Here is a 13,194-nt window from a genome sequence, read left to right on the forward strand (position 1 = left end):
GTATTGTGCGATGACGACTATTTTCGATCCGATCAAACTGGGTGACGTGGAGCTGTCGAACCGCATCATCATGGCCCCGCTGACCCGCTGCCGCGCCGACGCCGGTCGCGTACCCAACGCGCTGATGGCCGAGTACTACGTGCAGCGAGCGTCTGCCGGGCTGATCCTCAGCGAAGCCACTTCCGTCACACCGATGGGCGTGGGCTATCCGGACACCCCCGGTATCTGGTCCAACGACCAGGTGCGTGGCTGGGCCAACGTGACCAAGGCCGTGCACGGCGCCGGCGGCAAGATTTTCCTGCAACTGTGGCATGTGGGGCGCATTTCCCACCCGTCGTACCTGAACGGCGAAACCCCAGTGGCCCCGAGTGCGATCCAACCCAAGGGCCACGTCAGCCTGGTGCGTCCGCTGGCCGACTACCCGACTCCGCGCGCCCTGGAAACCGCTGAAATCGCCGACATCGTCGACGCCTACCGTACCGGCGCCGAGAACGCCAAGGCCGCCGGTTTCGACGGTGTGGAAATCCACGGCGCCAACGGCTACCTGCTCGACCAATTCCTGCAGAGCAGCACCAACCAGCGCACCGACCAGTACGGCGGCTCCCTGGAAAACCGTGCACGCCTGCTGCTGGAAGTGACCGACGCGGCCATTGAAGTCTGGGGCGCCGGCCGCGTGGGCGTACACCTGGCACCCCGCGCCGACGCGCACGACATGGGCGATGCCAATCTGGCGGAAACCTTTACCTACGTGGCCACTGAGCTGGGCAAGCGCGGCATCGCGTTTATCTGCTCCCGTGAAAAAGAAGGCGCCGACAGCCTTGGCCCGCAACTGAAAAAAGCCTTCGGCGGCGCTTACATCGCCAATGAACGCTTCACCAAGGACAGCGCCAATGCGTGGCTGGCCGAGGGTAAAGCGGATGCGGTGGCGTTCGGCGTGCCTTTCATTGCCAACCCGGATCTTCCGGCTCGCCTGGAGGCCGATGCGCCGCTGAACGAAGCCCATCCGGAAACCTTCTATGGCAAAGGCCCGGTCGGTTACATCGACTATCCGACCCTGCCGCTGTAATCGCCTAAAACACAAACCAAATGTGGGAGGGGGCTTGTCCCCGATAGCGGTGGGTCGGCTATAAGCTGCCCATCACTCGCTATCGGGGGCACGCCCCCTCTCACTTTGCCTAGGTAACATTCCTTCACAGCATTGCAACAAAATCCCTACAAAATACTTAGGCGGCTACCTATCAAGCGCCGGCCAGCCCGTATATAAAGTCACCCCACGAATAAGTCAGAAGGACGATTGACCGTCCTTAGGCTTTACTGTTGACACAACTGGACGCAATTACGCATTTTGTCTCAATTGCGCAGGCTGGGGCTCAAGCGCAGCATGTCCAGCCCGGCCTCTACCCAGCGTTCGGCTTCCTGCTGCAATTGAAAGCTGTCGGGTACCAGCAACCATTGGCCGATCAGCCCGTTGATGTACGCATGGAGGCACACGGCTCCCCGCGTGGTGTCGAGGTTTTCCGGTAGCTGCCCGCGATGGACCGCGTTACGCAGCGTCAGGCCGATACGCAGGTTGCATTCCAGGCTGTGGGTTTGACGCTGACGACGCATGTGGCACATTTCGTCGGTGAATTCGCACTTATGAAACAAGATCTCATTGATGCGTCGGGTTTTCGGATCCAGGGCCACTTGATGGAACAAACGAATCAGCAGTTTGCGCATGCAGCCCAGCGGGTCGAGTTCATCCTCGCTTTCACTGGCCCGCGCCAACTCGTCCAGTGGCTCGTGCAGCGTATCGAGCAGGGCCTGGAGCAAGTCGGACTTATTGCTGAAATGCCAATAGATAGCGCCGCGCGTCACGCCGGCCAACGCGGCGATGTCTGCCAGCGTGGTGCGCGCAACGCCGCGCTCGTAAAAGGCTTGCTCGGCGGCATCGAGAATCTGGCTGCGCGTTTCCTGAGCTTCCTCTTTGGTGCGACGAACCATGGCAGTAAAACCTCAATCAGAACACGTGGGACTATCGTTAACGCAGTGTTAATAGATGTTAACGATCATCTGAATAATTGTGGGACGACGCCGTCATGGGCACCGAACGTACTAAAATCGAGGCTTTGGACATTGCTTTGTCAACAATCCGCAAAGCCTGTCAAGAGTTTACAAACAACCATGAACGTAAGTATATTGCGTAGCAAGCTACTTATCTACTCGCGGCTTGTTTTTTACCCTTCCACACTTCTTGTGCGCACCCTGCGCGCCTGACCCGAGGATCTTCATGCAACTTAAGCCAGCTGTTACCGCTCTGGTCACTGCCGTCGCCCTGGCATCGCTGCTCAGCGGATGTAAAAAGGAAGAAGCGGCTCCGCCCGCTCAAACCCCTCTGGTCGGCGTCGTCACCCTGCAACCGCAAGCCTTTACCTTGACGTCCGAACTGCCAGGCCGCACCACGGCCTTCCGTATCGCGGAAGTTCGCCCGCAGGTCAACGGCATTATTCTCAAGCGCCTGTTCAAGGAAGGCGCGGACGTGAAGGAAGGCCAGCAGCTTTATCAGATCGACCCGTCGGTCTATGAAGCCACCCTGAAAAGCGCCCAGGCCAGCCTGAGCCAGACCAAATCCATCAGCGACCGCTACAAGCAGTTGGTGGATGAGCAGGCCGTGAGCCGTCAGGAATACGACACTGCCGTCGCCAATCGCATGACCGCCGAAGCAAACGTTCAAACCGCCCAGATCAACGTGCGCTACACCAAAGTGTTCGCGCCGATCTCCGGGCGTATCGGCCGTTCTTCGGTGACCGAAGGCGCACTGGTCAGCAATGGCCAGGCCGATGCCATGGCCGTGATCCAACAACTGGACCCGATCTACGTCGACGTGACTCAGTCTTCAGCCGAAATGCTGAAACTGCGCCGCGACCTGGAAAGCGGCCAACTGGAGAAAGCCGGGGCCAATGCCGCCAAGGTCAAGCTGACCCTGGAAGACGGTAGCGACTATAAGCACGACGGCAAACTGGAATTTTCCGAAGTGTCGGTCGATCAAACCACCGGTTCCGTGACCCTGCGCGCCGTGTTCCCCAACCCCGATCACACCCTGTTGCCGGGCATGTTCGTGCACGCCCAACTGCAAGCCGGTGTGAACAGCAAGGCGATCCTGGCCCCGCAGCAAGGCGTGACTCGCGATCTCAAAGGCACTCCTACGGCGTTGATCGTCAACGCGGACAACAAGGTCGAGCAACGCGAGCTGGTGGCCAACCGTACCGCCGGCGCCTACTGGCTGGTGGAAAAAGGCTTGAACGCCGGTGACCGTGTGATCACCGAAGGCTTGCAGTACGTCAAGCCGGGCGCCGAGGTCAAGGTCAAGGACGCGGACAACGCCAAGCCCGCCGGTACCGCTGCTCCTGCTGCCGCTGCTGGCAAAGGGGAGTAACCCATGTCGAAATTTTTTATCGACCGTCCCATTTTCGCCTGGGTGATTGCCCTGGTGATCATGCTGGTCGGGGCACTCTCGATCCTGAAGTTGCCCATCAACCAATACCCGGCCATCGCGCCGACCGCCATCGATATCCAGGTGACCTACCCAGGCGCGTCCGCACAAACCGTGCAGGACACCGTGGTGCAGGTGATCGAGCAACAGCTCAACGGTATCGACAACCTGCGGTATGTGTCCTCGGACAGTAACTCCGACGGCAGCATGACCATCACCGTAACGTTCAACCAGGGTACGAACCCCGACATCGCCCAGGTGCAGGTGCAGAACAAGCTGAACCTGGCCACCCCGCTGCTGCCGCAAGAAGTGCAGCAACAGGGTATCCGCGTGACCAAGTCGGTGAAGAACTTCCTGATGGTGATCGGTCTGGTGTCCGAAGACGGCAGCATGACCAAGGACGACCTGTCCAACTACATCGTGTCCAACATCCAGGACCCGATCTCGCGGACAGCCGGCGTGGGTGACTTCCAGGTGTTCGGTTCCCAGTACGCCATGCGTATCTGGCTCGACCCGGCCAAGCTGAACAACTACCAGTTGACCCCGGTCGACGTCAGCACCGCCATCGCCGCACAGAACGTACAGGTGGCCACCGGCCAATTGGGCGGCTTGCCTGCCCTGCCCGGCACCCAGCTGAACGCCACCATCATCGGTAAGACACGCCTGCAAACCGCCGAGCAGTTCGGCAACATCCTGATGAAGGTCAACACCGACGGCTCCCAGGTTCGCCTCAAGGACGTCGCGCGCATCGAGCTGGGTGGCCAGACCTACAGCATCAGCGCGCAGTTCAACGGCAAGCCGGCCTCCGGTATGGCGATCAAACTGGCATCCGGCGCCAACGCCCTGGATACCGCCAAGGCTATCCGCGCCACCGTGGCGTCCCTGGAACCGTTCTTCCCGCCTGGCATGAAAGCGGTGGTGCCGTATGACACCACCCCAGTAGTGACCGAATCGATCTCCGGTGTAGTGCACACCCTGGTCGAAGCGATCGTGCTGGTGTTCCTGGTGATGTTCCTGTTCCTGCAAAACTTCCGCGCCACCATCATCACCACCATGACCGTACCGGTGGTATTGCTGGGTACGTTCGGCATCCTGGCGGCGTTCGGTTTCACCATCAACACCCTGACCATGTTCGGCATGATCCTGGCCATCGGCCTGCTGGTGGACGACGCCATCGTGGTGGTAGAAAACGTCGAGCGGGTGATGGCCGAGGAACACCTGTCGCCTAAAGAAGCGACGGTCAAATCCATGACCCAGATCCAGGGCGCCCTGGTAGGTATTGCCCTGGTACTGTCGGCGGTACTGTTGCCGATGGCGTTCTTCGGTGGTTCCACCGGGGTGATCTACAAACAGTTCTCCATCACCATCGTTTCGGCCATGGCGCTGTCGGTACTGGTTGCCCTGATCTTCACCCCGGCGCTGTGCGCCACCATGCTCAAGCCGATCGATCCCGAGAAGCACGGCCAACCCAAGCGTGGTTTCTTCGGCTGGTTCAACCGCACCTTCGACCGTAGCGTAGTGAGCTACGAGCGCGGCGTGGGCAACATGATCAAGCACAAGATCCCTGCGTTCCTGGTGTACCTGCTGATCTTCGCCGGCATGATCTGGCTGTTCATGCGCATCCCGGCGGCGTTCCTGCCAGACGAAGACCAGGGCGTGATCTTTGCCCAGGTGCAGACACCGGTCGGTTCCACCGCTGAACGTACGCAGAAAGTCATCGACGACATGCGGATCTTCCTGCTCAACGATAAAGAAGGTGAGCCGGGCGAAGGCAAAGGCGTTAAATCGGTGTTTACCGTGAACGGCTTCAACTTCGCCGGTCGCGGCCAAAGCTCCGGCCTGGCGTTCGTGATGCTCAAGCCGTGGGACGAGCGTGATGCGTCCACCTCGGTGTTCGAGATCGCCAAGCGCGCCCAGGGTTACTTCATGCAGACGTTCCAGGACGCCATGGTGTTCGCCATTGTGCCGCCGTCGGTACTGGAATTGGGTAACGCCACCGGTTTCGACGTGTTCCTGCAAGACCAGGGCGGTGTCGGTCATGACAAGTTGATGGCCGCGCGCAACCAGTTCCTGGGTATGGCGGCACAGAGCAAAATCCTGGCCGGTGTGCGCCCCAACGGCGTGAACGATGAGCCGCAATACGAACTCACCGTTGACGACGAGAAGGCCAGCGCCCAGGGCATCTCCCTGTCCAGCATCAACCAGACCCTGGCGATTGCCCTGGGTGGCAGCTACGTCAACGACTTCATCGACCGTGGTCGCGTGAAGAAAGTGTACGTGCAAGGTGAAGCCGCCAGCCGCATGTCTCCAGAAGACCTGAACAAGTGGTACGTACGCAGCGACTCCGGGAAGATGGTGCCGTTGTCGGCCATCGCCACCGGCAAGTGGATCTACGGTTCGCCGAAGCTCTCGCGTTACAACGGCGTGGCCGCGATGGAAATCCTCGGCACTCCGGCACCGGGTTACAGCACCGGTGAAGCGATGGCCGAAGTGGAACGCATCGCCAAGCAACTGCCGGCGGGCGTGGGCTATGCCTGGACGGGTCTGTCGTATGAAGAGCGCTTGTCCGGGTCCCAGGCTCCGGCGTTGTATGCGCTGTCGCTGCTGGTGGTGTTCCTGTGCCTTGCGGCACTGTACGAGAGCTGGTCGATCCCGATTGCGGTGGTGTTGGTAGTGCCCCTGGGCGTGGTGGGTGCGTTGATCGCCACCAGCATGCGCGGGCTGTCCAACGACGTGTTCTTCCAGGTGGGCCTGTTGGTCACGGTGGGTCTGGCGGCGAAAAACGCCATCCTTATCGTGGAGTTCGCCAAAGAACTTCACGAACAGGGTAAAGGCATCGTCGAGTCGGCTATCGAAGCGTCTCGCATGCGTCTGCGGCCGATCATCATGACCTCCATGGCGTTCATCCTCGGCGTACTGCCCCTGGCGATCTCCTCGGGCGCCGGTTCAGGCAGCCAGCACGCCATCGGTACCGGCGTCATTGGCGGCATGATCACCGCCACTGTCCTGGCGATCTTCTGGGTGCCGCTGTTCTTCGCTACCGTGTCGGCCATCGGCAACCGCAAAGAACCCGAAACCAAGCAAACTTCTAACGAGGCTGGCCAATGAGCAAGTCGCTACTTTCCCTAGCCGTCACAGCCTTCGTGCTCAGTGGCTGCTCGCTGATCCCTGACTACCAGCGCCCCGACGCGCCGGTAGCAGCGCAGTACCCGCAGGGGCCGGCGTATTCGTCGGCCCAGGCGCCGGGTCAGGCTGCTGCCGAGCAAGGCTGGAAGCAGTTTTTCCATGACCCTGCCCTGCAACAGCTGATCCAGACCGCATTGGTGAACAACCGCGACCTGCGTGTCGCGGCCTTGAACATCGATGCCTACGCCGCGCAATACAACATCCAGCGCGCCGACCTGTTCCCGGCCGTTTCGGCCACGGGCAGCGGTGAGCGCTCGCGCACCCCGGCTCGCCTGTCGCAGACCGGCGAATCGAGGATCGCCAGCCAGTACTCGGTCGGTCTTGGGATCAGCTCCTACGAGCTGGACCTGTTCGGTCGCGTGCGCAGCCTGAGTGAAGAAGCCTTGCAAAAGTACTTCGCCACCGAAGAGGCGCGGCGCAGCACTCAGATCAGTCTGGTGGCCAGTGTGGCCAACGCCTACCTGACCTGGCAGGCCGACAAGGAACTGCTCAAGCTGACCCAGGACACCCTCGCCGCGTTCGAGCAGAGCTACAAGCTGACTTCGCGTAGCAACGAAGTCGGCGTGGCCTCGGCCCTCGACCTCAGCCAGGCGCGCACCTCCGTGGAAAACGCCCGTGTGTCCCTGGCCCGCTACACCCGCCAGGTGGCCCAGGACGAAAACAACCTGACCCTGCTGCTGGGCACCGGCCTGCCGGCCAATCTGGCCAGCCAGCCGCTGTCGGATGACCTGCTCAGCGAAGTACCGGCCGGCTTGCCGTCGGACCTGCTGCAACGTCGCCCCGACATTGTGCAGGCCGAGTACAACCTCAAGGCCGCCAACGCCAATATCGGCGCAGCCCGTGCGGCGTTCTTCCCAAGCATCAGCCTGACCGCCAGCGCCGGCACCGCCAGCCCGAACCTGGGCGGCTTGTTCAAAGGCGGCTCGGGCACCTGGTCGTTCGCGCCGCAGATCAACATCCCGATCTTCAACGCCGGCAGCCTGCGCGCCAGCCTGGACTACTCGAAGATCCAGAAAGAGATCAACGTGGCGAACTACGAGAAGGCGATTCAGACCGGCTTCCAGGAAGTCTCCGACGGCCTTGCCGCGCGGGCGACCTACAAGCAGCAATTGGAAGCCCAACGCGGTTTCGTTGAGGCCAACCAGGATTACTACCGCCTGGCTGAGCGTCGCTACCGCATCGGTGTGGACAGCAACCTGACGTTCCTCGATGCACAGCGCCAACTGTTCAGCGCGCAACAATCGCTGATCACCGACCGCCTCGCGCAGTTGACCAGCGAGGTCAACCTGTACAAGGCCCTCGGCGGTGGCTGGAACGAGCAGACTGCAAAGAATGAACCGCTGAAAGAAGAAGCGCCGGCGTTCAAGGCGTTCTGATAACGCCGTCGTCAAGAAAAACGCCTCCCTGACAGGAGGCGTTTTTTTATGCGCGTTTATCTCTGTATCTGCCCGGACGTTAAGATCTCTCCTATATCTTTTCCGAAGCTCATGAGTTTTCCTCCCTCGCGTGCTTCAACATCTACTGTGACCACCCCCAACTACGCCCTGAAAAGTCCGTGTTCGACTGTCAACCCTGACAGTAGACACCCCAGTGGTGAAACGTAAGGTTGAAAGGTTGAGCATCCCGTTCGCGACGACAAACACCGCCAGCCCGCTCGGGTCAGCGGCCACCGTCTTGCTTTGCGTTCAGCCTTTCGGGAAAATTGGTTACAGATTCTTACAGACCACAGAGGGAGCTTGTCGTAATGATCGTAGGAATCGACCTGGGGACGACCAACAGTCTCGCAGCGGTCTGGCGCGGTGATGCCGCCGAATTGGTGAGCAATGCCCTTGGCCAATTGCTCACCCCGAGCGTAGTCGGGCTGGATGATCAGGGGCGCGTGCTGGTCGGTCAGGCCGCCAAGGAGCGCCTGCACACTCACCCGCACCTGACTACGTCGCTGTTCAAGCGCTACATGGGCAGCGCCACCGAAGTGCGCCTGGGCGACCGTTCGTTCCGCCCGGAAGAACTCTCGGCACTGGTGCTCAAAAGCCTGAAAGAAGACATCGAGCGCACCTACGGCCTCACCGTCACCGAAGCCGTGATCAGCGTGCCCGCGTACTTCAGTGACGGCCAACGCAAAGCCACGCGCATTGCCGGTGAGCTGGCCGGGCTCAACGTTGAAAAGCTGATCAACGAACCCACCGCCGCCGCCCTCGCCTACGGCCTGCATCAACGCGACAAAGAAACCTCGTTCCTGGTGTTCGATCTCGGTGGCGGCACGTTTGACGTGTCGATCATCGAGCTGTTCGAGGGGGTCATGGAAGTGCGCGCCAGCGCCGGCGACAATTTCTTGGGCGGCGAAGATTTCGACACGCTGCTGCTGGAGCATTTCGTCGACAGCCAGCGCAACGCCCAAGGCTTTCCGCCCACCAGCAGCGTGCTGCACACCCTGCGCCGCGAGGCCGAGCGCGTACGCAAGGCATTGGGCCAAGATGACAGCGCCGATTTCACCCTGCGCGTCGATGGCCAGCAGTGGGTCAAAACCATCACTCAAGCGGAGCTGGCCAAGCTCTACACGCCGCTGTTGGAGCGCCTGCGCGCGCCAATCGAGCGGGCCCTGCGCGATGCGCGCATTCGTGTCAGTGACCTGGATGAAATTCTGCTGGTGGGCGGCACCACGCGCATGCCGCTGGTGCGCAAACTCGCCGCCGGGTTGTTCGGGCGTTTTCCCTCCATCAGCCTCGACCCCGACCAAGTGGTGGCCCACGGCGCCGCAATCCAGGCCGCCCTCAAAGCGCGTTCCGCCGCGCTGGAAGAAGTGGTGCTGACCGACGTGTGCCCCTACACCCTGGGCATCGAAACCTCGAACCAATACGGCGGCCATATCGAAAGCGGCCACTACCTGCCCCTGATCGAACGCAACAGCAGCGTGCCGGTGAGCCGGGTCAAAAGTGTGGTCACCCTGCACGATGACCAGAGCCGCGTGCTGCTGAAGATCTATCAAGGCGAAAGCCGCTTGGTGAAAGACAACATCGAACTGGGCCAACTGGAAATCGCCGTGCCCAAGCGCAAGGCCGGTGAGGTCTCCCTGGACGTACGCTTTACCTACGACAATAACGGCTTGCTGGAAGCCCAGGTAAATATCCCGCTCACCGGCGAGCAACATTCCCTGGTGATCGAAAACAACCCAGGTGTGCTCAGCCCGCAGGAAATCCAGCAACGCCTGCAAGCCCTGGCGCTACTGAAGATTCATCCGCGTGACCAGCAGGTCAACACCGTTCTGACCGCGCGCCTTGAACGGCTCTATCAGGAAAGCCTGGGTGAGCTGCGCGAACAACTCGGGCATTGGGCCGCTCAGTTCCAGCAGGTGCTCGACACCCAGGACGAACGCCGCATCCGCGAAGCCCGCAGCGAACTGACCCGGCAACTGGAGCAGCTCGATAACGGCTTTTGGCGCTGAGGAAAGATCACATGGATTGTTGGACCGTACTGCAGCTGCCGGAAGATGCCGACGAGCGCACCATCAAACGCAGCTATGCGCGGCTGCTCAAAAGCTGCCGCCCGGATGAAGACGCCGCCGGCTTCCAGCGCCTGCGCGAGGCCTATGAAGAAGCGCTGAGCGAAGCGCGCTGGCGCATGGACAACGCCGAGACAGTGGCAGTCGAGACACCGCTGGCCGAGGCGGCTCCCGACAACCTCCGCGATCTGGCCGAACTGATGGACGTGCGCCCCCTCAGCCCGGCGCCGTTCGACGCCCCCGCGCCAGACCCTGCCGAGGCGCTGATCTGCGGCCTCAATGCCCATAACCTCGATGAACGCTGGGCGCAGGCTCGGCAACAGGGTTGCGCCGACGCGTTCCAGGCCGGCCTGTTGCGCCATTGTTTCAATGCCCCCGGCGAACGCAGCGCCATCGCCCAATGGGCCGCGCAGCACCTGGAATGGCTGACGCCGTGGCAGCAGGTAGCGATGACCCCTTGGCAATACGAGGCGCTGACCGGCGAACTGCTGCAGGACTATCGCCGCACCTTGCAAGAACTGCTGGAGCAACAGGCCGAGCGCGAGTTCATCAGCCAATTGACCCAGTACAACAGCCAAGCCTGGTTACAGGTATTCGACTTGCAGCAACAGTGGCAACGCATCGTTCTGCAATTGCTGCATGACACCCAATGGAGCGTGCCGCTGTTCGAACGGGTGTGCCAGACATTTGGTTGGGACGATCAGAAAGGGGTGTACCCGGAACCGGCGTGGATGTGGCGCCAGTTGGTGTCGCGTTGTGAGCAGGAGAGTTTCTTCACTCATCTGCAAGAAAAAGCCCAGGACACCCGACGCAACTCCGCCGACGCTCTGGCCGCGCGCTTATTGCTGACGCCGATGTCCACCACTCAACAAAAACGCATCATCGACACCTTCGGCGAAAACGAATGGAACGCCTGCCAGCACCTGGCCGAGACCCTGACCTGGCGTTATCCGCAACTGATCGAGCGGCTGCCTCAGCCTGACCTATTCTTCTGGCGCAAATTCGTGCCACGGCCGATCTACACCCAAGTGTTTATCCGGTTGTGGGCCGTGTTCGCCCTGGGTATCGGCCTGAGCATCGCCCACTCCAGGCCCGACAAGCTGGACTTGATGTCGGTGTCGATCTTTATGTTCATGGCACTGGTGCCGGCCGGTATCGGTTTTCGCGTTACGCAGTTTTGGGCCGGGATGAGTTCGACCTACAGAGTGCTGGACTTGTGGCTGAGCCAGCGCTTGATCCCCAAGCGACTCAACCCCAACGACTATTGGCTGGTGATCCGCCACGGCGTGCCGCAAGCGATCATGCTGGTGGCCTGCGCCTTGATGCTCGGCATCCTCGGAGCGTTCACCTATGCCGGCATGGTGCTGATCAACCTGCTGCACAAAAAACGCATCGGTCATATGAGCCAACGCTTCAGCGAAGGCTACCCGTGGCTCAACGGCCTGCATTGGGCGTTCTGGAGCCCATGGCAAGCGGTGTTCCTGGTGGCGATGGTGGCCGTGATCGTCGCGGCCCAGCATTACCTGCCGGCGTTCCCCTGGACCCACATCGATCTGCCCAAACGCTGAGCCTGCCGGGCCTGCGCGCCCGGCAAGTTGCGTTCGATCATCGCCCACAACCCGCCCTCCCCCGATTGAACCGCCCCCGCACCGCCGCGCACCATGGCCGCCACCTGCATAACCCCAATAACAACAGGTCCGATACCATGAGCACTTTCCACCCGCGCCGGCTGTTGCTGGCCACCGCTGTCGCCAGTCTTGCCTTGCCTGCCGTCGCCGAAGACCACGGTTTTTTCGAAGACGCCAGCGCCAACCTCAACCTGCGTAATTTTTTCTTCAACCGTAACTTCACCAACCCGAGCAAAACCCAGGGCGGCGCCCAGGAATGGACGCAGAGTTTTATCCTCGACGCCAAATCCGGTTTCACTCAGGGCACGGTGGGGTTCGGCGTGGACGTGCTGGGGCTGTATTCGCTCAAACTCGACGGCGGACGCGGCACCGGCGGCACGCAGCTGTTGCCGTTGGATCACGACGGTCGCCCGGCCGATGACTTCGGGCGTTTGGGCGTGGCGTTCAAGGCACGGCTGTCCAAGACCGAGCTGAAGGTGGGCGAGTGGATGCCGGTGCTGCCGATCCTGCGCGCCGACGATGGCCGCTCCCTACCGCAAACCTTGCGCGGCGGGCAGATCACGTCGAAGGAAATCGACGGCCTGACCCTCTATGGCGGCCAGTTCCGCGCCAACAGCCCGCGCGACGACAGCAGTCTGTCGGACATGTCGATGGTGGGCAAAACGGCCTTCACCTCGGACCGCTTCAACTTCCAAGGCGCCGAATACGCATTCAACGACAAGCGCACCCAGATCGGCCTGTGGAACGCCCAGCTCAAGGACATTTACCGCCAACAGTTCGTCAACCTGATCCACAGCCAGCCTGTGGGCGACTGGACCTTGGGCGCCAACCTCGGGTTCTTCTATGGCAAAGAAGACGGCAGCGCCCGCGCCGGCGAGTTGGACAATAAAACCTGGTCCGGCCTGCTCTCGGCCAAATACGGCGGCAACACGTTCTATGTGGGCCTGCAAAAGCTCAGCGGCGACAGTGCATGGATGCGCGTCAACGGCACCAGCGGCGGCACCCTGGCCAACGACAGCTACAACTCAAGCTACGACAACGCCCGGGAGAAATCCTGGCAAGTGCGCCACGACTACAACTTCGCCGCCCTCGGCGTGCCGGGCCTGACCCTGATGAACCGCTATATCAGCGGCAGCAATGTGCACAGCGGCACCGTCACCGATGGCAAGGAATGGGGTCGCGAAAGCGAAGTGGGTTACACGGTGCAAAGCGGCGCGGCGAAAAACCTGACGGTTCGCTGGCGCAATTCCAGCATGCGTCGCGACTACAGCAACAACGAGTTCGATGAAAACCGGTTGATCGTCAGTTACCCGATCAGCCTGCTGTAAACCGGCGCGGCACTTGCTGTATGGTGCGCGCCTGCCGCTGCTGATTCGCCCAGCAGCGGCCTCTTTGCCGAGCCCGTGCCC

Annotated in this window: 8 protein-coding genes; 7 read left to right on the forward strand and 1 reads right to left on the reverse strand. The window is 61.3% G+C overall.

The window, feature by feature from the left end; all coding sequences use genetic code 11:
• The first annotated feature begins 10 nt into the window (after positions 1–10).
• Positions 11–1,066 carry an alkene reductase gene (locus ACFZPT_RS04595; protein WP_034096330.1) on the forward strand — a complete coding sequence of 352 codons (1,056 nt, stop codon included), beginning with the start codon at positions 11–13 and terminating at the stop codon, positions 1,064–1,066.
• Between the two features lie 284 nt (positions 1,067–1,350).
• On the opposite strand, the gene ACFZPT_RS04600 is transcribed toward ACFZPT_RS04595, so the two are convergent.
• A complete protein-coding gene (locus ACFZPT_RS04600; protein ID WP_379554975.1) occupies positions 1,351–1,983 on the reverse strand; it encodes a TetR family transcriptional regulator in 633 nt (210 codons plus the stop codon).
• A gap of 286 nt (positions 1,984–2,269) precedes the next feature.
• On the opposite strand from ACFZPT_RS04600, the gene ACFZPT_RS04605 reads away from it, so the two are divergent.
• From ACFZPT_RS04605 to ACFZPT_RS04630, 6 genes are all read left to right on the forward strand, one after another.
• Positions 2,270–3,415, forward strand: a complete 1,146-nt coding sequence (locus ACFZPT_RS04605) for an efflux RND transporter periplasmic adaptor subunit (protein ID WP_034096328.1) — start codon at positions 2,270–2,272, stop codon at positions 3,413–3,415.
• A gap of 3 nt (positions 3,416–3,418) precedes the next feature.
• Positions 3,419–6,580 carry an efflux RND transporter permease subunit gene (locus tag ACFZPT_RS04610; protein WP_099312667.1) on the forward strand — a complete coding sequence of 1,054 codons (3,162 nt, stop codon included), beginning with the start codon at positions 3,419–3,421 and terminating at the stop codon, positions 6,578–6,580.
• Complete coding sequence (adeC, locus tag ACFZPT_RS04615) at positions 6,577–8,034, forward strand: AdeC/AdeK/OprM family multidrug efflux complex outer membrane factor (RefSeq protein WP_034112333.1); 1,458 nt, start codon at positions 6,577–6,579, stop codon at positions 8,032–8,034. The genes ACFZPT_RS04610 and adeC overlap by 4 nt, the downstream gene beginning before the upstream one ends.
• A gap of 368 nt (positions 8,035–8,402) precedes the next feature.
• The gene (locus ACFZPT_RS04620) at positions 8,403–10,100 is read left to right on the forward strand and encodes a molecular chaperone HscC (RefSeq protein WP_047883030.1); all 1,698 of its coding nucleotides are present in this window, start codon (positions 8,403–8,405) and stop codon (positions 10,098–10,100) included.
• Between the two features lie 11 nt (positions 10,101–10,111).
• On the forward strand, positions 10,112–11,725 hold the full coding sequence (locus tag ACFZPT_RS04625; protein WP_099312669.1) for a J domain-containing protein: 1,614 nt from the start codon (positions 10,112–10,114) through the stop codon (positions 11,723–11,725).
• Positions 11,726–11,862: 137 nt separating this feature from the next.
• The gene (locus ACFZPT_RS04630; protein ID WP_099312671.1) at positions 11,863–13,113 is read left to right on the forward strand and encodes an OprD family porin; all 1,251 of its coding nucleotides are present in this window, start codon (positions 11,863–11,865) and stop codon (positions 13,111–13,113) included.
• Positions 13,114–13,194 lie beyond the last annotated feature (81 nt).

This window comes from Pseudomonas sp. MD330_10, from assembly GCF_042610415.1.
Taxonomy (GTDB): Bacteria; Pseudomonadota; Gammaproteobacteria; order Pseudomonadales; family Pseudomonadaceae; genus Aquipseudomonas; species Aquipseudomonas rhodesiae.

Bases quoted from the DNA above. Each gene is read 5' to 3' on its own strand.
- ACFZPT_RS04595 (WP_034096330.1), top strand. From the start codon at position 11: ATGACGACTATTTTCGATCCGATCAAACTGGGTGACGTGGAGCTGTCG.
- ACFZPT_RS04600 (WP_379554975.1), bottom strand. From the start codon at position 1,983: ATGGTTCGTCGCACCAAAGAGGAAGCTCAGGAAACGCGCAGCCAGATT.
- ACFZPT_RS04605 (WP_034096328.1), top strand. From the start codon at position 2,270: ATGCAACTTAAGCCAGCTGTTACCGCTCTGGTCACTGCCGTCGCCCTG.
- ACFZPT_RS04610 (WP_099312667.1), top strand. From the start codon at position 3,419: ATGTCGAAATTTTTTATCGACCGTCCCATTTTCGCCTGGGTGATTGCC.
- adeC (WP_034112333.1), top strand. From the start codon at position 6,577: ATGAGCAAGTCGCTACTTTCCCTAGCCGTCACAGCCTTCGTGCTCAGT.
- ACFZPT_RS04620 (WP_047883030.1), top strand. From the start codon at position 8,403: ATGATCGTAGGAATCGACCTGGGGACGACCAACAGTCTCGCAGCGGTC.
- ACFZPT_RS04625 (WP_099312669.1), top strand. From the start codon at position 10,112: ATGGATTGTTGGACCGTACTGCAGCTGCCGGAAGATGCCGACGAGCGC.
- ACFZPT_RS04630 (WP_099312671.1), top strand. From the start codon at position 11,863: ATGAGCACTTTCCACCCGCGCCGGCTGTTGCTGGCCACCGCTGTCGCC.